At 74.9% G+C, this 17,434-nt stretch carries 11 protein-coding genes and 1 riboswitch; of the genes, 5 read left to right on the top strand and 6 right to left on the bottom strand.

Features of this window, described 5'->3' with window-relative positions:
* Positions 1–218: 218 nt before the first annotated feature.
* Both IH61_RS0103810 and IH61_RS0103805 read right to left on the bottom strand, forming a co-directional pair.
* Positions 219–1,001, bottom strand: coding sequence for an ABC transporter ATP-binding protein (locus IH61_RS0103810; protein ID WP_031064853.1), 783 nt, complete (start codon positions 999–1,001; stop codon positions 219–221).
* 115 nt (positions 1,002–1,116) lie between these two features.
* Positions 1,117–2,145: an ABC transporter substrate-binding protein gene (locus IH61_RS0103805; RefSeq protein WP_031064848.1), complete on the bottom strand. Its 1,029-nt coding sequence runs from the start codon at positions 2,143–2,145 to the stop codon at positions 1,117–1,119.
* Between the two features lie 117 nt (positions 2,146–2,262).
* On the opposite strand from IH61_RS0103805, the gene fhuB reads away from it, so the two are divergent.
* From fhuB to IH61_RS0103785, 4 genes are all read left to right on the top strand, one after another.
* On the top strand, positions 2,263–4,458 hold the full coding sequence (fhuB, locus tag IH61_RS0103800) for a Fe(3+)-hydroxamate ABC transporter permease FhuB (RefSeq protein WP_031064845.1): 2,196 nt from the start codon (positions 2,263–2,265) through the stop codon (positions 4,456–4,458).
* Positions 4,459–4,475: 17 nt separating this feature from the next.
* A complete protein-coding gene (locus tag IH61_RS0103795) occupies positions 4,476–5,591 on the top strand; it encodes an alpha/beta hydrolase-fold protein (protein WP_051836192.1) in 1,116 nt (371 codons plus the stop codon).
* 105 nt (positions 5,592–5,696) lie between these two features.
* Entirely contained in the window at positions 5,697–5,837 is a 141-nt protein-coding gene (locus IH61_RS46735; RefSeq protein ID WP_158844625.1) for a hypothetical protein, read from the top strand.
* Between the two features lie 95 nt (positions 5,838–5,932).
* Positions 5,933–5,998: riboswitch (guanidine-III (ykkC-III) riboswitch) on the top strand.
* A gap of 10 nt (positions 5,999–6,008) precedes the next feature.
* Positions 6,009–6,869, top strand: coding sequence for an MBL fold metallo-hydrolase (locus IH61_RS0103785; protein WP_037971570.1), 861 nt, complete (start codon positions 6,009–6,011; stop codon positions 6,867–6,869).
* A gap of 7 nt (positions 6,870–6,876) precedes the next feature.
* Here the strand turns inward: IH61_RS0103785 and IH61_RS0103780 are convergent, their stop codons facing one another.
* A complete protein-coding gene (locus IH61_RS0103780) occupies positions 6,877–7,428 on the bottom strand; it encodes a Uma2 family endonuclease (protein WP_031064837.1) in 552 nt (183 codons plus the stop codon).
* Between the two features lie 86 nt (positions 7,429–7,514).
* Here IH61_RS0103780 and IH61_RS0103775 point away from each other — a divergent pair, with 86 nt between their 5' ends.
* Complete coding sequence (locus tag IH61_RS0103775) at positions 7,515–8,354, top strand: NAD-dependent epimerase/dehydratase family protein (protein ID WP_031064835.1); 840 nt, start codon at positions 7,515–7,517, stop codon at positions 8,352–8,354.
* Positions 8,355–8,489: 135 nt separating this feature from the next.
* Here IH61_RS0103775 and IH61_RS0103770 read toward each other — a convergent pair whose 3' ends face one another.
* From IH61_RS0103770 to IH61_RS0103760, 3 genes are read right to left on the bottom strand one after another with little or no spacing between them, the layout of a single operon-like run.
* Positions 8,490–9,893, bottom strand: coding sequence for a DHA2 family efflux MFS transporter permease subunit (locus IH61_RS0103770; RefSeq protein WP_031064832.1), 1,404 nt, complete (start codon positions 9,891–9,893; stop codon positions 8,490–8,492).
* Positions 9,890–10,075: an MbtH family protein gene (locus IH61_RS0103765; protein WP_031064829.1), complete on the bottom strand. Its 186-nt coding sequence runs from the start codon at positions 10,073–10,075 to the stop codon at positions 9,890–9,892. Before IH61_RS0103765 ends, IH61_RS0103770 begins: the two co-directional genes overlap by 4 nt.
* The gene (locus tag IH61_RS0103760) at positions 10,072–17,325 is read right to left on the bottom strand and encodes an amino acid adenylation domain-containing protein (protein WP_031064826.1); all 7,254 of its coding nucleotides are present in this window, start codon (positions 17,323–17,325) and stop codon (positions 10,072–10,074) included. The genes IH61_RS0103765 and IH61_RS0103760 overlap by 4 nt, the downstream gene beginning before the upstream one ends.
* Between the last annotated feature and the right edge of the window lie 109 nt (positions 17,326–17,434).

The raw sequence follows: 17,434 nt of genomic DNA, 5'->3' as shown, positions 1-17,434 counted from the left end.
CGGCGATGCGAGGAACGTAGCGAGGCCCACTGACAACTCGACGGGCGGGTCCCCCCTACTCCTTGACCTGCGGAGTTCAAACCGCTCGCACGAGTGAACGAGGGCCAAGGATCCGACGGGGCCCGGCGGTTGGCAGGGGGCGTCGGACGGCAGGGGACGTCAGACGGCCGGGGTGTCAGGCAGGAGTGTCATGCTGCAGGGCGTCAGGGCGCGGGGTGTCAGGCCGCGGGGGCCCGGGGCACGATCACCGGCGCCCCGTCGTCCGGCGCGGAGAGCACCTGGCTGTCGATGTCGTACAGCGCCCGCACCAGCGCCGCGTCCACGACCTCGCGCGGCGGACCACAGGCCACCACCGCGCCGTCGCGCAGCGCGACGACCAGGTCCGCGTACCGGGCCGCCGCCGCGAGGTCGTGCAGCACCATGACGACGGTGCGCCCGCCCGCCGCGACCTGCCGCACCAGCTCCAGCACCTCGACGGCGTGCCCGAGGTCCAGCGCGCTGGTCGGCTCGTCGAGCAGGACGACGGGCGTGTCCTGGGCGAGCACCATGGCCAGCCAGCAGCGCTGGCGCTGGCCGCCGGAGAGCCGGTCCAGGCGCCGGTCCGCCAGATCCTCGACGCCGGTGGCGCGCAGGGCCTCGGCGGTGAGCCGCTCGTCCTCGGGCGACCACTGCCGGAACAGCCCCTGGTGAGGGTGACGGCCGTAGCGGACCAGGGCGGCGACGGTGACGGCCTCGGGCGCCTGCGGGCTCTGCGGCAGCAGCGCGATGCGGTGCGCGGCCTGGCGCGGGCGCAGCCGCCACACGTCCTCGCCGCCGACCAGGACCCGCCCGCCCTCGGGCCTGTGCAGCCGGGCGACGGCCCGCAGCAGGGTGGACTTGCCGCAGCCGTTGGGGCCGACCACGGCCACCACCTGCCCGGCGGGGACGGCGAGGTCCACCCCGGCGAGCACCGGGCGCCCCGGGCCGTAGCCGGCGGTGAGCCCTTCGATCGTCAACTCCATGCCGTCCCCCGGGGATCGTCGTCGTGCGGTGGAAAGGTGGAAAGGTGGCCGTAGTGCCACTACTTCCGTAGTGCGACTACGGAAGTAGTGGCACTACGGAAGTAGTTCCGACGGATCAGGAGGCCGAGCCGAGCGCCTTGCCGATGTCGCCGATCACGGCCTCCGCCGCGAGCGGGCCACCGCGGGTGGACCACACGGAGCCGTCGACCGTGACGGCGTGGTTGTTCTTCACGGCGCCCAGTTCCTGGTAGGCGGGCTTGGACTGGACGTCCTTCAGCGCGGACCTGCCGTCGTCGGTGAGGGTGGACAGGAACAGCCAGTCCCCGTCGATCTCGTTGAGCTTCTCCAGGCTGAGCGCCGGGCTGTGCGCGTTGCCGTCCTTGTCCTGGGCGGCCGGGCGGGCCAGTCCCATGTCGAGGGCGACGCCGCTGGCGAACTGCTTCTTCTCCATCCAGCTCGGGCCGGTCGGGTTCCAGCGGACGATGGAGACGGCCGCGCCCTTGTTCCTGCCGAGCTCGCCGCCGGCCTTGGTGGCCTTGCCCTCGTACTCGGTGATGACCTTGTTGGCCTGGTCGAGCTTGTTGACGGCGTTGCCGATGCCCCGGAAGGCGAGCTTCCAGTCGTCGGTGGGCGCCATGGTGACGAGCGTGGCGGGGGTGATCTCGCGCAGTTGCTTGAGCATCTGCTCGTCCTGCATGTCGCCGGCCAGGATCAGGTCGGGCTTGGCGGCGATGACCTTGTCCATCACCGGCTGCAGCAGGTTGCCGACCACCGGGACGCCCTTGACCTTGTCCTTGAGGTACGCGGGCGGCTCGGCCAGGCCCTGGCCGTTGGTGATGCCGACCGGCTTGAGGCCGAGGGCGAGCACCGCGTCGAGGTCCTCCTGGGTGAGGGTGACGATGCGCTTGGGCTCGGCGGGGATCTCGACGGCCTTGCCGGTGGCGTCCTTGACGGTCCGCTTGCCGCCGCCGGCCGCCTCGGCCGCCGGGGAGCCGGAGACTGAGGAGCCCGAGGAGGAGCCCGAGGACGAGGAGGAGCCCGAGGAGCCGCAGCCCGTGAGCAGCAGGGCGACCGCCCCGGTGGCGGCCAGCGCCTGGGCCGCGCGACGGCGGGCGGGGCTGAGCGGGCGACGGGCGAACGGCATGGGTGCCTCCGGGCAACGGTGGTACGGGTGTTGAGCGGCGCGCCGGGACGGTCCGGGCCGCGGCACGGGGAGAGCGCCCCACCAGGGACGCTTCGAACGTTAGGTTAGCCTTACCTTATGACATTGTCGCAACCGGGCGTCCACGCACCGTCCGTACCACCGCCTCCGGACGCCCCGTCCGGCGCACCCGACGGAACGCCGCCGCGCCCTGCCGCCGAACGCCGGTGGACCGGCCGGCCGCTCGCCCTCGGCGCGGTGCTGCTCCTGCTGGCCCTGGCCGCGCTGTCCCTGTCCGTCGGCGCCGGCGAGATCGGCCCCGACCGCGTCCTGGACTACCTGCTCGACCGCGGCGGCGCCCGCGCCGACAGCCGCCTCGCCCTCGTCGTCGGCGACCTGCGCCTACCGCGCACCGTCACCGCCCTGCTCGTCGGCGCCGCACTCGGCGTCGCGGGCGCCCAGTTGCAGACCGTCACCCGCAACCCCCTCGCCGAGACGGGCCTGCTCGGCGTCAACGCCGGCGCCTCCCTCGGCGTGGTCCTCGGCATCGCCGTCCTCGGCGTGCAGACCTCCTACGGCTACCTCGCCTTCGCGTTCGGCGGGGCCGTGCTCGCCAGCGCCCTGGTGATGCTCGTCGCCAACAGCCGCGGCGCGGGCTCGCCGATGCGCCTGGTGCTCGGCGGCTCCGCCGTCGCCGCGATCTTCCGCGGCCTCACCGACGTGCTGGTCGTCAACTCCCCCGAGGCGTACGAGCGCTACCGCGTCTGGGTGCTCGGCTCCCTCGCCGGGGTCGAGGGCTGGACGACGCTGCGCCAGCTCGCCCCCGTCCTCGGCGCCGGCTTCCTGCTCGCCGCCCTGACCGTCCGGCCGCTCACCGCCCTCGCCCTCGGCGACGACCTCGCCCGGGGCCTCGGCCACCGGCCAGGCGCCACCCGCGCCACCGCCGCCTTCGCCGTCACCCTGCTGACCGCCTCCGCCGTCGCCCTCGCCGGGCCCGTCGCCTTCCTCGGCCTGCTCTCCGGCTTCCTCGCCCGCACCGTCGCCGGTCACCGGGTCGGCCGACTCACCCTGCTCGCCGCCCTGTTCGGCGCCGCCGTCCTCACCGCCTCCGACGTGCTGGCCCGGGTCGTGGCCCGGCCGTTCGAGGCGCCGGTGTCCGTGATCGTCGCGCTGATCGGCGCCCCGACGCTCATCGCCATCGTCCGCTCCCGCCGCTCCGCCGCCCTCGCCCTCAGCGACCCCGCCGCCGACGCCTCGCCACCCGCCCGGCGCTCCGAACCCGCCGCCCCCAGGGCCGACCTGTTGTTGCGCGGTGGCGCCTGGTCGCTGCTGCTGCCCCGCCGCGCGCTGCTCGCCTCCGTCGGACTGGCGGGCGCCCTGCTCGCCGCCGTCGTCGTCTCCGCGCATGCCGGACAGAGCGAACTCGACCTCGGCCACACCTTCCAGGCCGTGTTCGGCTACGGCGACCGGCTCGACGTGCTGCTGGTGCAGAGGTTCCGCCTCGGCCGGATCGTCGCCGGGCTCGCCGCGGGCGCGGCCCTGGGCCTGGCCGGCTGCCTCACCCAGACCCTCGCCCGCAACCGCCTCGCCACCCCCGAACTCCTCGGCGTCAACGACGGCGCCACCGCCGCCGTGCTCATCTCCGTCGGCGCCGCCGGCACCTTCGGCGCCTGGTGGGCCGGGCCGTTGGGCGCGCTCGCCGCCGCCCTGGTCGTCGCCCTCGCCTCCGGCGGGCTCGGCGCCCGCGGCTACCGGGTGCTCGTCGTCGGCCTCGCGATGTCCGCGCTCGCCTCGGCCGTCATCCAGGTCGCCATGGCCCGGCGCTCGCTCGACTCGGCGGGCTCGCTGTACGTCTGGACCTCCGGCAGCCTCAACGGCCGGGACTACGAGGTCGCCACGCCCGTCCTCATCGGGCTCGCCGTCCTGGTGCCGCTCGCGCTCGTCGCGGCCCGGCGCCTCGCGGTGCTGCGCTTCGACGACAGCGTGGCCTCCTCCCTCGGCGTCGACCCCGGGCGGGTGCGCCTCGCCTGCCTGCTGCTGTCCGTGGCCCTGGCCGGACTGGCCGTCGGGGTCTGCGGCCCGGTCGGCTTCGTCGCGCTCGCCGCACCCGTGATCGCCGGCCGCCTCGCCGGGCCCGCCCGGGTGCCGATCCTCGGCTCGGCCCTCACCGGCGCCCTGCTCGTCGTGCTCGCCGACACCCTCGGACGGGTGCTCATCGGCGGGGTGGAGATCCCCGTCGGCATCGTCACCACGGTGCTCGGCGGCCCCTTCCTGCTGTGGGTGCTGCTCGGGCGTGGACGCAACAGCATCAACTGACGCAAGGAGTAACGGACTTGAAGACCACGTTCCCGATCGTCGCGCCCGATCCGGACGACCCGGCCTACCGGCTCGTCACCTTCGGGTACGTCGGCCGCGACGGCGACACCTGCGACGGGGTGCTCGCACTGCTGCACACCGTCACCGACAAGGACCGCCACTCCGGCGACCTGACACCCCATCTGATGGACCGTCAGGACGACGGCTCCTGGTCGATCACCTACCGGCTGCGCGCCGACCACCGGGCCTCTTACCAGCTCCACCCCTTCCGGGGCCCGGTACCCGGCACCACCCGCGCCGACTGGCTGCACGTCCTCGACCATGCCGTCCCCGACACCGACACCGACACCGACCGCCTCCCCGCCCGCGACGGCCGCCACCCCTCCTCGGTGCTCAGCCTGCCCGACGCGCCCGCCCAGCCGTACGTACGGCGCCGCGAGGGCGTCCCGCGCGGGCGGCTGACCGCCCACGAGGTCGCGGGGCGGCGCATCGACGTCCATCTCCCGGACGGTGAGGGCCCGTTGGGGGCGGTGGCCGTGCTGCTCGACGGGGAGATGTGGGGCGAGGTGCTGTCCGTCGGCGACACCCTCGACAACCTGACGGCCGACGGGGCGATCCCCCGCACCGCCACCCTGCTCGTCCACACCCTGGGCCCCGCCCGGCCCGAGGACCTGAGCTGCAACCTCGCCTTCGTCGACCTCCTCGCCGACCGCCTCCTCCCCTGGGCCCAGCGCGAGTTCGGCGCCCCCCTCGACCCCTCGCGGACGGTCATCGCCGGCCAGAGCGCGGGCGGCCTCACCGCCGCCTTCGCCGCGTTCCACCGCCCCGACCGCTTCGGCAACGCGCTCAGCCAGTCCGGCTCCTTCTGGTGGCCGGACGGCACCGAGTTCGACACGGGCTCCGAGTGGCTCACCCGCCGGTTCGCGGCCGGCGACCGGCGCCCGGCCCGCTTCTACCTGGAGGTCGGCCTCCAGGAGTGGATGCTGCTCCCCCAGAACCGCCACCTGCGCGACGTCCTGCTCGCCCGCGAATACGCCGTCGAGTACCGCGAGTTCAACGGCGGCCACGACTACGCCTGCTGGCGCGGCGGCCTCGCCGACGGCCTCGCCCACCTCCTGGGCCCGTCGGCCTAGCCGACCTCGCGGAGGCGGTCCTTCCCGATGGTGCGCACGCGCCGCGTCCGGCGGCGTCGCCCCCCCGATCCACGGTCTGACCTGCGAGGACGCTACCGTACGCGCATGAGACTCATCGGCGCCGGCGTCCGCGTACTCGCCAGGGCGATCACCGACGGCGACCCGCTGGTGCCAGCGGTCACGATCTTCCTGGCGTCCATCGCGATCGCCTTCGTCGTGGCCGCCGTCCGGTACTCGCGCAGGTAGGAGATGCGGTCGCCTTCGGCTGCCTCTTCGGCATCCGCCATCACGCGGCTCCGAGTCCTGGCACGGCGCGCCGGGCGTGCTAGCGTCCCGGTGGCGGCGCCGCACTGGTGTTCGCCCCGGACGAGATGTGCGCCGTACCCGGCCTGCCAGGACGACGCACGTGGAGGCGTCATGGCTGGTGCACCGGTGGCTCGTCCGTTGGGTGTGAGGTGGATCCACGGGTCGCCGTCCGCGAAGCACAACGGGGATCCGGAGATCCAGATCCACGAGTACGACGAGAACACCGTCATCCTCCGGCAGAACAAGGCGGTCAACTACGAGGCGCCGTTCCTGTTCCTGTTGTTCGGGGCGGAGCGGGCGGTGCTGATCGACACCGGGGCGACGGCGGAGGCCGCGTACTTCCCGCTGCGCGGGACGGTGGACGCGCTGGTGAAGCGGTGGCTGGGGCGCAACCCCCGGGTGCCGAAGGGGGATTACGGGCTGCTGGTGCTGCACACCCATCCGCACGGGGACCATGTCGCGGGGGACGGGCAGTTCGCCGGGCGGGCCGGGACGACGGTGGTGGGGGCCGAACTGGGCAGCGCCTGGCCGTACTTCGGGTTCGACCGTGACGCGGAGGCGGTGGCCCGGGTGGACCTGGGGGGCGGACGGGTGCTGGAGTGCCTGGCCACGCCCGGGCACCACGAGGCGGCGGTGACGTACTACGACCCGTGGACGGGGTTCCTGCTCACCGGCGACACGGTCTACCCCGGGCGGCTGTACATCGACGACTGGCCCGCCTTCGGCCGCACGATCGACCGGCTGATCGCCTTCACCGAGAGCCACCCGGTCACGTACGTCCTCGGCTGCCACATTGAGATGACCCGCACCCCGGGCGTGGACTACCCGATCCGCACCACCTACCAGCCCGACGAGCCCCCGCTCCAGCTCAGCGTCGCCCACCTCCACCGCATCCGCGCCGCCGTCACCGAACTCGGCGACCGGCCGCGGCACTTCCCGCTGGACGACCTGATCCTCCACCCCAACCCGTAGCCGCCGCTCAGTCCCGGTACGGGACCAGGCGGGACAGGTCCAGGTCGAAGTCGAACGGCGCCGGGAGGCGGATCGTCTCGCCGAACTCCCGTTCCGTGCGAGTGTGGTAGCGGTCACGGTTGGGGTCGGAGAAGAGGGTGACGGTCTTCTGCCGGGGGTCGACGATCAGGTAGAGCGGGAAGCCCATGCGCGGGTAGTCGCGGACCTTGCCGGTCCAGTCGTTCTCCGGGTTGGACGGTGAGACGATCTCGACGGCGATCAGCGCCAGTTCGGCGGGGATGTTGTGTCCCGCCAGGTCGATGACGTCCTCGGGGATGTAGGTCAGGTCGGGGTTGCGGACGGCGCCCGCCTCGGGCGAGGCCAGGTCGCTGTTGCCGCTGGGGAAGTAGCCGGGCGGGCAGTGGACGTCGAACTGCCGCTGCACGATCGACAGATTCAGCTGATGGATCGAGGATGGTGACGCTTGCATGACAATTACATCACCGGACAACTCGACCTTGTAGCCATCCGGAAGGCTGTGCCTGGCCTCCTCCAGGAGGCGGTAGTGCTCAGGGTTCATCGGGTCTCCTCTGTCGCTTGCCACACGGTACAACGGGAGGCGCCGTAGGCTCGGCGGGGCGCTGGTGCGGACGGGGAGGGTTCTTCATGGTGGGGCATGTGGTGGTGACCGGGGCGGCGGGGCTGGTCGGGGGTGCGGTGGTGCGGCGGTTGAAGGTGGCCGGGTGGGGGGTGGTGGGGGTGGACCGGGAGCCGGGGCCGGACGTGGGGGTGGTGGCGACGCTGCGGGACGAGCGGGAGTGGCGGCGGCCGCTGGTCGGGGCGGTGGCGGTGGTACACGCGGCGCACGTGGAGGCGCGGCCGGTCGGGGAGAACGTGGAGGCGACGCGGGTACTGCTGGAGGCGGCCGAGGAGGCCGGGGTGCAGCGGTTCGTCTACACCTCCTCGACCTCCGTCTACGGGCATGCACTGGTGCCGCAGGACGAGGCGGCGGTGTGGGTGACCGAGGAGACGGCCTGCCGCCCGCGCCTGGTGTACGACGAGGCGAAGCTGGCCACCGAACGGCAGGTCCTGGACGCCGCGGGGCAGATGGGCACGGTGTGCCTGCGCGTCGGCCGGTGCGTGAGCGAGCCCGCGGAGAACCTGGCCCGGCACCGGCTGCACCGGGGGGTGGACGTGGCGGACGTGGCGCGGGCGCACGAGCTGGCGGTGGAGACCACGGAGGCCGACGGGGTGATGAACGTCGCCGGCCCGTACCCGTGGACGGAGGAGGACCGGGAGCGGCTGTGGCGGGAGCCGGAGGCGCTGGTGGCGGAGCGGCTGCCGGAGGTGGCGGCCGGGTTCGAGCGGTGCGGGTGGGAGCTTCCGCCGGTGATCGACCGGGTGTACGTCTCCGAGCGGGCGAGCGCCGTGCTGGGTTATCAGCCGTACTACGGGGCGGCCGAGTTGCTGCACGAAGCGGCAGGTCACCCCAGATTCGTCGGATGATCATCGCGGGCGTGGTGGTCGTCCGTCCCGGGACGGCGCCGCGAACCGGGCGGACGACCACCTGACCAGGACGACAACCTGGCCAAGACGACCGCCTGACCAAGACGACCACCTGACCGACCTGACGTCCTGAGGTCAGTCCCCCGGCGGAGCCGGAGGAGGACCGGGCGCCTCGGCCGGCATCCGCGCCGCGAGCAGCGCGCCCGCCGCGACGAGCGCGGCCGTCAGCCCCAGCGCCGCCCGGTACGGCCCGGCGCTCGCGCCCTCCCCGGCCGCCCCGATCAGCGCGGCCGCGCCGGCGATGCCGAGCGCCCCGCCGAGGGTGCGCACGACGGTGAACAGGCCCATGGCCCGGCTCATCCCGGGCGGCGGCACGTCCGCGAAACCGGCGATCTGGACGGTCAGCACGGCGGTGCCCAGCACCAGACCGACCGCGAACATCAACGCCCGTACGGCCCAGGGGTTTTCGGCGAAGGCGAGCCCGCCGAGCACCCCGGCGGCCAGCAGCAGCGCGGGCAGGGCGAGGCGGCGCGGGCCGAGGCGGGGCAGCAGCCGGTCGACGACCTGGGAGGCGCCCATCAGGCCGATCGCCTCCGGGAAGACGCTCAGCCCGGCGTCGAGCGCGGTGGCTCCGAAGGCGGCCTGGTGCAGCAGCGGGATCACGAACAGCGCGCCCATCAGACCGGCGGAGGTGAGCAGGGCGAGCCAGGTGGCGGCGCCGAAGGTCCGGTCGGCGAGCAGTCGGAGGCCCAGCAGCGGTTCGGGGGCGCGCAGTTGGTGCCGTACGGCGAGGGCCAGCAACGCCGGGCCGAGCAGCCCGGAGAGGACCACACCCGGGGAGGACCAGCCGTGGGCCGGGCCGAAGCCCAGGGCGTAGGTGAGCAGGCCCAGGCCAGGGGTGGCGAGCAGGAAGCCGGTGGTGTCGAAGCGCCCGGCGGGCGGCTCCTCCTCGGACCGCAGTGCGGCCGCGCCGAGCAGGACGGCCGCGACGCCGATCGGCACGTTCACGAGGAACAGCCAGTGCCAGCTGAGGTGTTCGGTGAGGAAGCCGCCGAGCGGCGGCCCGAGGGCGGGCATCAGGGCGGTCGGCACGATGAGGACGCGGCCCAGCCCGGCGCGTTCGTGCGGGGCGAAGGCGCGGAACAGCAGCGTCATGCCGACCGGGGTGAGCAGGCCCCCGGCCACGCCCTGGAGGGCGCGGGCGGCGGCCAGCCAGCCGAGGCCGGGTGCGGCGGCGCTGAGGGCGGAGGCGAGGGTGAAACCGGCGAGGGCGGAGAGGAAGACGCGTTTGACGCCGTACCGGTCGCCGAGCCAGCCCGCCACCGGCAGGCCCAGGGCGAGGCCGACCAGGAAGGCGGTCTCGACGGCGTTGGCGGCGGACAGGGGGCGGCCGAAGTCCTCGGCGATGCTGAACAGGGCGGGGTTGACGATCGTCGAGTCCAGGCCGTTCATGCACATCGCGGCGGTGTAGACGACGACCACCGCGGCGCGCCCCGCGAGCAGGGGGCGCGCCGCGGTGTCCGCGGCGGGCTGGGTCACAGGTCGGTCCAGTGCGCGGTGATCCAGTCGAGGGCGTCGGCGCGGGCGCAGGGGCCGTGGGCGACGCCCCAGCCGGCGGGGACGGCGGCGAAGACGGGCCAGAGGGAGTGCTGGCCCTGGGAGTTGACGAGGGCGAGGAACTCGCCGTCCGCGTCGAAGGGGTTGATCGGGGCGTCGCTCACGGGGTGCGCTCCAGGCGGTCGGCGATCACGCTCGCGATGTGCGCGATCGGTTCGGGCAGGGTCATGTCCTTGTGCGAGCAGGCGACGTCGGTGTTGTCGATCCGCCCGGTGACGTAGGGCGCCCAGAGTTCGGGTACCAGGGTGTCGTCGATGGTGTCGACGGTGGCGCGGAAGAACTGCACGTCGCCGTCGAAGGGCCGGTGGTCGTGGCCGCGCACGAGGTGGTCGGTGTGCAGGTAGATGCGGTTGAGCGCCTCGACGGTGGCCTCGTCGAGCCCGGCGAGGGGGCTGCCCGCGCCGCGCAACAGCTCGCTGACGGCGGGGAGTTCGAGCGCTCGGCCGTCGAGGTCCTCGGGGCCGAAGCCGCCCATGGTGAGCAGCGCCTCGAGGGCTTCGGCCTGGTCGGGGACGGGCAGCTCGCGGAAGCCCTCGGCGGGGTAGGCGTCGAGGACGGCGAGCAACTCGACCTGCTCGCCCAGGTCCTGGAGCCGGACGGCGAGCGCGTGGGCGATGATCCCGCCGGTGGACCAGCCGAGCAGCCGGTACGGGCCCTCGGGCTGGACCTCGCGCAGCCGGTCGGCGTAGTGCGCGGCGAGCTCGTCCAGCGTTGCGGGCAGCGGGAGTTCGGCGGTGGCGGCGCCGACGCCCCGGGCCTGGAGGCCGTAGATCGGTATGTCGGCGCCCAGGTGGCGGATGAGGCCCGTGTAGCACCAGCTCAGGCCGCCGGCCGGGTGGACGGCGAACAGCGGGCGCTGCCGGCCGGGGGCGGCGGGGCGCAGCGGTAGCAGCACGTCGAGGGCGTCGACGGCGTCGGCGGCGCCGCTCAGGGCGGTCTCGAGTCCGGCGGGGGTGGGGGCCTGGAAGAGGGTGCCGATGCCGATCTCGAGGCCGAGGACCTCGCGGATGCGCCCGGCGAGGCGTACGGCGAGCAGGGAGTGGCCGCCGAGGGCGAAGAAGTCGTCGTCGACGCCGACGGCTCGCCGGCCGAGGGCTTCGGCGAAGAGTTCGCAGAGTTGCTGTTCGCGGGGGCTGCGCGGCGGGCGGCCCGCGCCGGTGGGGGCGGGCGTGGTGGGGGCGGGCAGGGCGCGGCGGTCGAGCTTGCCGTTGGCGGTGAGCGGCAGGCGTTCCAGGGGGACGACGGTGGAGGGCACCATGTGGGCGGGCAGTTCGGCGGCGGCGTGGGCGCGCAGGTCGTCGGGTGTGGCGGTTGTGGCGGTCGTGGCGGTGGTGACGGCGTAGCCGATGAGGCGCCTGTCCCCCGGGGTGTCCTCGCGGACGACGACGGCGGCGTCGGCGACGGCCGGGTGGGCGGCCAGGACGGCCTCGATCTCGCCGAGTTCGATGCGGAAGCCGCGCAGTTTGACCTGCTGGTCGGCGCGGCCGAAGTACTCCAGGACGCCGTCGCGGCGGCGGCGGGCGAGGTCGCCGGAGCGGTACATCCGGGTGCCGCTCTCGCCGAAGAGGTGGGCGTGGGGGTCGGCGACGAAGCGGGTGGCGGTGAGTTCGGGGCGGCCGAGGTAGCCGCGGGCCAGGCCCGCGCCGGCCACGTACATCTCGCCGGTGACGCCGGGCGGGAGGGGCTGGAGGTGCTCGTCGAGGACGTAGACGCGCAGGTCGGGGATGTTGACGCCGATGGTGCTGCTGCCGGTGGCGGCGGCGCTCGCCCGGTCGAGGGCGAGGTGGGTGACGTGCACGGTGGTCTCGGTGATGCCGTACATGTTGACGAGGGTGGGCGCGTGCTCGTCGTGGCGGCTGTACCAGTCGTCGAGGCGGGCGAGTTCGAGGGCCTCGCCGCCGAACACGACGTAGCGCAGGGCGAGTTCGGTGCCGGGCCGGTCGCGGTCGGCGGCGGCGAGCTGGTAGAAGGCGGACGGGGTCTGGTTGAGGACGGTGACGCGTTCGCGGGCGAGCAGGTCGAGGAAGGCGGCCGGGTCGCGGCTGATCAGGTGGGGGACGACGACGAGTCGGCCGCCGTGGAGGAGGGCGCCCCAGAGTTCCCAGACGGAGAAGTCGAAGGCGTAGGAGTGGAAGAGCGTCCAGACGTCGTGGGCGCCGAAGCGGAACCAGTGGTCGGTGGCGCCGAACAGACGCACGACGTTGCGGTGGGTGACGGGCACGCCCTTGGGGCGGCCGGTGGAGCCGGAGGTGTAGATGACGTACGCGGTGTCCTCGGCGCGCAGTTCGCGGGTGCGCTCGTGGGCGGCGAAGGGGGTTTGCGACTCACGGGCGGTGTCCGGTCGGTCGACGAGGAGGGTGAGGAGGTCCTCGTGCGCGGGCAGCCGGGGTGCGGTGGCGGCGTCGGTGAGCAGGGCGGCGGGGGCGGCGTCGGCCAGCATGTAGGCGAGGCGCTCGGCCGGGTAGTCGGGGTCGAGCGGCAGGTAGGCGGCGCCGGACTTGGCCACTGCGAGGAGGGCGACGACGAGTTGGACGGAGCGCGGCAGGGCGAGGGCGACGATCGTCCCGGGGCCGATGCCGTCGGCCGCGAGCCGGCGGGCCAACCGGTCGGCGCGGGCGGAGAGTTCGGCGTAGGTGAGCCGGTCGTCCCCACAACTGACGGCGACGGAGGCCGGGTTGGCGGTGGCTGCGGCCTCGAAGAGCTCGGGCAGGGTGGCGCCGTCGTGTACGTGCGTGCCGGCGTGGGTGCCGGGCTGCACGGGAGAGCCGTTGAACTCGACCAGGGCGCAGTGGCGTTCCTCCTCGCCGATGATCGGGAGGCGGCCGATGGCGGTGTCGGGGGCGGCGGCTGCGGCGGTGAGCAGCCGGGTGAGGCGGTCCGACAGGGCGGCGGCGCTCTCGGCGTCGAAGAGGTCGGTGCGGTACTCGAGGAAGCCGCCGAGGCCCCCGCCGGGCAGTTCGCCGGCGTTGAGGGTGAGGTCGAACTTGGCGGTGCCGCTGGGGACGGCGGTGATCTCGGCGGTGAGTCCGCCGCCGAGGTCGAGGGGCTCGTCGGGGCGGCTCTGCCAGGCCAGCATCACCTGGAAGAGGGGGTGGCGGGCGAGGGAGCGGGCCGGGTTGAGTTCCTCGACGAGGCGGTCGAAGGGCAGGTCGGCGTGGTCGTGGGCGGCGAGCACGGTGGTGCGCGCCCGGGCGAGGAGTTCGCGGAAGGCCGGATCACCGGAAGTGTCGGTGCGCAGGACGACGGAGTTGACGAAGTAGCCCACGAGGGCGGCCGTTCGTTCGTCCTCGCGGCCGGCGACGGGGGTGCCGACGGGGATGTCGGTGCCGCAGCCGTGCCGGGTGAGCAGGGCGGCGAGGCCCGCCTGGACGGCCGTGAAGACGGTGGTGCCGGTGGCGCGGGCGAGTTGGGCGAGGGCCGCGTGGGCGGGGACGTCGAGGGTGAAGGGCACGGTGGCGCCGTGGTGGGCGGCGACGGCCGGGCGGGGGCGGTCGGCGGGCAGTTCGAGCTGGTCGGGCAGGCCCGCGAGGGTTTCGCGCCAGTGGGCGATCTGCCGGGCGGCGAGCGGGGTGGGCCGTTCGGTGGTGCCGAGCAGGGCGTGCTGGCGGGCGGCGTGGTCGGCGAACTGGACGTCCGGTCGGGGAAGTTCGGGGGCGTGTCCGTCGAGGCGGGCGGTGTAGGCGGCGGCGAGGTCCTGGCTGAGCGGCGTGGTGGAGGCGCCGTCGCCCGCGATGTGGTGCAGCAGCAGGAGCAGGGTGTGGCGCTCGGGCCCGTGCGCGAACAGGGTGGCGCGCAGCGGCGGTTCGGCCGCCAGATCGAAGGCGTGGCGGACGGCTTCGTCCAACTCGCCGCTGCTGACGTGGAGTTCGAAGGGCGCGGGGTGGAGGATCCGCTGGTACGGCGTGCCGTCCGGCTGCTCGCCGTAGACGGTGCGCAGGATCTCGTGCCGTGCGGCGAGGTCGCCGAGGGCGAGGGTGAGCGCCCGGCGGTCGAGCGGGCCGGCGAGGGTGAGGGCGAGGGGGATGTTGTAGGTGGGGCTGGGGCCTTCGAGGCGGTGCAGGAACCACAGGCCCCGCTGGGCGGGTGACAGTGGCATGCGTTCGGTGCGGGGCACGGGGACCAGCGCGGGGCGGGCCTCGGCGGCCGTGGGGGCCGCGGCGCCCAGGTGGGCGGCGAGCGCGGCCGGGGTGGGGTGGCGGAAGACGTCGGCGAAGCCGACGGGCGTGGCGAAGGCGTCGCGCAGGCGGGCGGCGAGGCGGCCGGCGAGCAGGGAGTGGCCGCCGAGGTCGAAGAACGAGGCGTCACGGCCGGGGGGTTCGGGCAGGGCGAGGAGTTCGGCGTACAGGGCGCAGACCGCCTGCTCCTGCTCGGTGGCGGCCGCCTCGCCCCGGGGTTCGGCGGCGGGCTCGGGCAGGGCGCGGTGGTCGAGCTTGTCGTGGGCGGTGCGCGGGAGTTCGTCGAGCAGTGTGACGGCGGCGGGCACGAGGTGGGCGGGCAGCCGCGCGGCGAGGGCGGCGCGCAGGGCGTCGGCGTCGGGCGTGGCGCCGGGGGCGGGGACGGCGTAGCCGAGCAGCCGCTTGCCGTGCGGGCCGGGGCGGGCGATCACCACGGCCTGGGCGACGCCGGGCAGTTGGGCCAGAGCTGCGGTGACCTCGGCGGGTTCGACGCGGAAACCGCGGATCTTGACCTGGTCGTCGGCGCGGCCGAGGAACTCGAGGGTGCCGTCGGCCGCGCGGCGGGCGAGGTCGCCGGTGCGGTACATCCGGCTTCCGGGCGGGCCGTACGGGTCGGCGAGGAAGCGTTCGGCGGTGAGGTCGGGGCGGCCCAGGTAGCCGAGGGCCAGGCAGGCGCCGGCGACGTACAGTTCGCCGGCGACGCCCTCGGGGGCGGGGCGAAGGGAGGTGTCGAGGACGTAGGCGCGCGAGCCGCGCACGACGCGTCCCCGGGGGGCGCCGTCGGCCCCCGGGGTCCAGGCGTAGGCGTCGACGGTGGTCTCGGTGGGGCCGTACAGGTCGATCGGGTGCAGGCCGGGGGTGGCGGCGAGGCGGCGCCACAGGGCGGGCGGGGTGGCTTCGCCGCCGACCGCGATGACGCGGGGGTGGTGGCGGCCCTCGTCCAACAGGCCCTCGGCGAGGAGGACTTCGAGGTAGGAGGGGGTGAGGTCGAGGTAGTCGACGCGTTCGCGGTGCAGGTGCTCGGCGAGGGCGGCCGGGTCGCGGTAGGTGGCGTCGTCGAGGAGGTGCAGCTCGTGGCCGTGGACCATCCACAGCACCGGGTCCCAGGAGGCGTCGAAGGCGAAGGAGGCGCTGTGGGCGACGCGCAGGCGTTCGCGGCCTACGCGGGCGACGGCGGGGGCGATGTGGTCCTCGCCGTGGCCGGCGTGCAGGTTGGCGAGGGAGGCGTGGGTGACGACGACGCCCTTGGGGCGGCCGGTAGAGCCGGAGGTGTGCAGGATGTACGCGGCGTCGCCCGGGCGCGGGGCGGGGAGCCGGGGGGTGGGGAGCCGGGGGGCGGGGAGCTCGACGGCCGTACGTCCGTCGGCGTCGCCGGGCCGTACGGTGACGGCGCCCTCGGGCAGGTGGAGGGCGGCGAGGGCCTCGTCGGTGCCGATGACGCAGGCCGGGCGGGCGTCGGCGAGGACGGCGGCCAGGCGCTGCGGCGGGTGGGCGAGGTCGAGGCTGACGCAGGCGCCGCCGGCCTTGAGGACGGCGAGCATGGCGACGAGGGTGTCGGTGCCGCGCGGCAGGGCGATGGCGACGGGCGCGCCGGCGCGCACGCCGTGGCCCACGAGGACGACGGCCAGGCGGTCGGCGGCGGCGTCGAGTTCGGCGAAGGTGAGGGCGGTGTCGCCGCTGCGGACGGCGACGGCCTGCGGGGTGCGGGCGGCCCGGTCGGCGAACAGCTCGGGCAGGGTGCGGGTGACGGGCGGCTCCTCGCGGCCACGGACGGCGCGGTGCAGGGCGTCGGCGTCGAGCAGGTCGATCCGGCCGATCGGGGTGTCGGGGGCGGTGAGCAGCAGCTCGGCGAGGGCGTCGAGGTAGCGCAGCAGGCCGTCACGGTGGGCGGCGAGGGAGTCGGCGCCGTGGCGGGCGGGATCGGCGTCGAGGGTCAGGCGCAGGGTGCCGTCCGGGCCGGGTGAGACGTTGAGGGCGAGGTCGTCGACGGGGCCGGCGGCGAGGTTGCGCACGACGCCGGGCAGGCCCGCCAGGTCGAGGTCGGTCTCGAACGCCTTGATGTTGACCATCGGGCCGAACAGGGCGCGGCGTTCGCCGGTGAGGCCGAGGTCGCGGCGCAGGTCCTCCAGCGGGTAGCGCTGGTGGCGGCGGGCGGCGCGCAGTTCGCGCACGACCTGGCGCAGCAGGGCTTCGGCGGTGTCGGCGGGGCGCACGCTCAGGCGCAGCGGCAGGACGTTGGCGAGGGCGACGGGGGTGCGCAGGGCGGTGGGGCCGCGGCGGTTGGCGAGCGGGAGGCCGAGGACGGGGGCCTCGGTGCCGGTGAGGCGGTGGAGGTAGCCGGCGGTGGCGGCGAGGAGGAGTTCGGCCCAGGTGGCGCGGGCGGCGGTGGCGGCGTCCTGGAGGCGTTCGCGGGTGCCGGCGGGCAGTTCGGCGTTCAGGCGCAGCGGGGTGCCGGGGTGGGGCTCCGTCGACGGGGTGCCGGGCAGGGTGGCGGCGTCGGCGTCGGCGTCGGCGTCGGCGTGACGGGACCAGTGGGCGCGGTCGGCCTCGTACTCCTCGCCGGCGCGGTAAGCGGCTTCCTCGGCGGCGGTCTCGGCGAGGCTCGCGAAGGGGGTGGGCGCGGGCTCGGTGCCGGTGGCGTGGGCGGTGTAGAGGGCGGCGACGCGTTCGCCGAACAGGTTGAGGGCGTAGGCGTCGACGGCGAGGTGGTGGATGCGCCGGTACCAGAGGCGTCGGTCCTCGCCGAGGCGGATGAGGGCGTGGGTGAACAGCGGGCCCCCGTCCGCCTCGGTGAGGCCGGCGGGTCGGGTGAGGCCGGCGGGGCGGGCGAGGCCGGCGGGGCGGGCGAGGTCGGCGCGCATCCAGGTCTCGGCCTCGGCGTCGGGGTCGGCGGCGCTGCGCAGGTCGAGGTGGTGCAGGGGCCAGCGCAGGCCGGGGCGGGGACGCTGGCGGGGGGTGCCGTCGGGGCCGGCGACGACGGCGACGCCGAGGGCCTCGGCCTCGTCGACGGCCTGGCGCAGGGCGCGTTCGAACTGCTCCTCGTCGAGCGGGCCGGTGATCTCGACGGCGTCGCCGGTGTTGTAGACCGGGCTGGCGGGGTCGAGGGCCTGGGCGTACCAGATGGCGGCCTGGGCGGACAACAGCGGGACGTCGGCGGCCTGGGTGTCGACGGCGGGCATGGTTCGGGGTGCTCCTCAAGGGGGTCCGAGGTTACTTAGGTTAGCCTAATCTAACTTCATCTGATCTGGTCAACGGCCTGCCGACGGCCTGGCCCTGACACTCCGGAGA

The sequence above is a fragment of the Streptomyces sp. NRRL WC-3742 genome (assembly GCF_000720635.1).
Lineage (GTDB): Bacteria > Actinomycetota > Actinomycetes > Streptomycetales > Streptomycetaceae > Kitasatospora.
The sequence above is the reverse complement of the archived record's forward strand: the minus strand, read 5'-3'. Positions and strand labels throughout refer to the sequence as shown.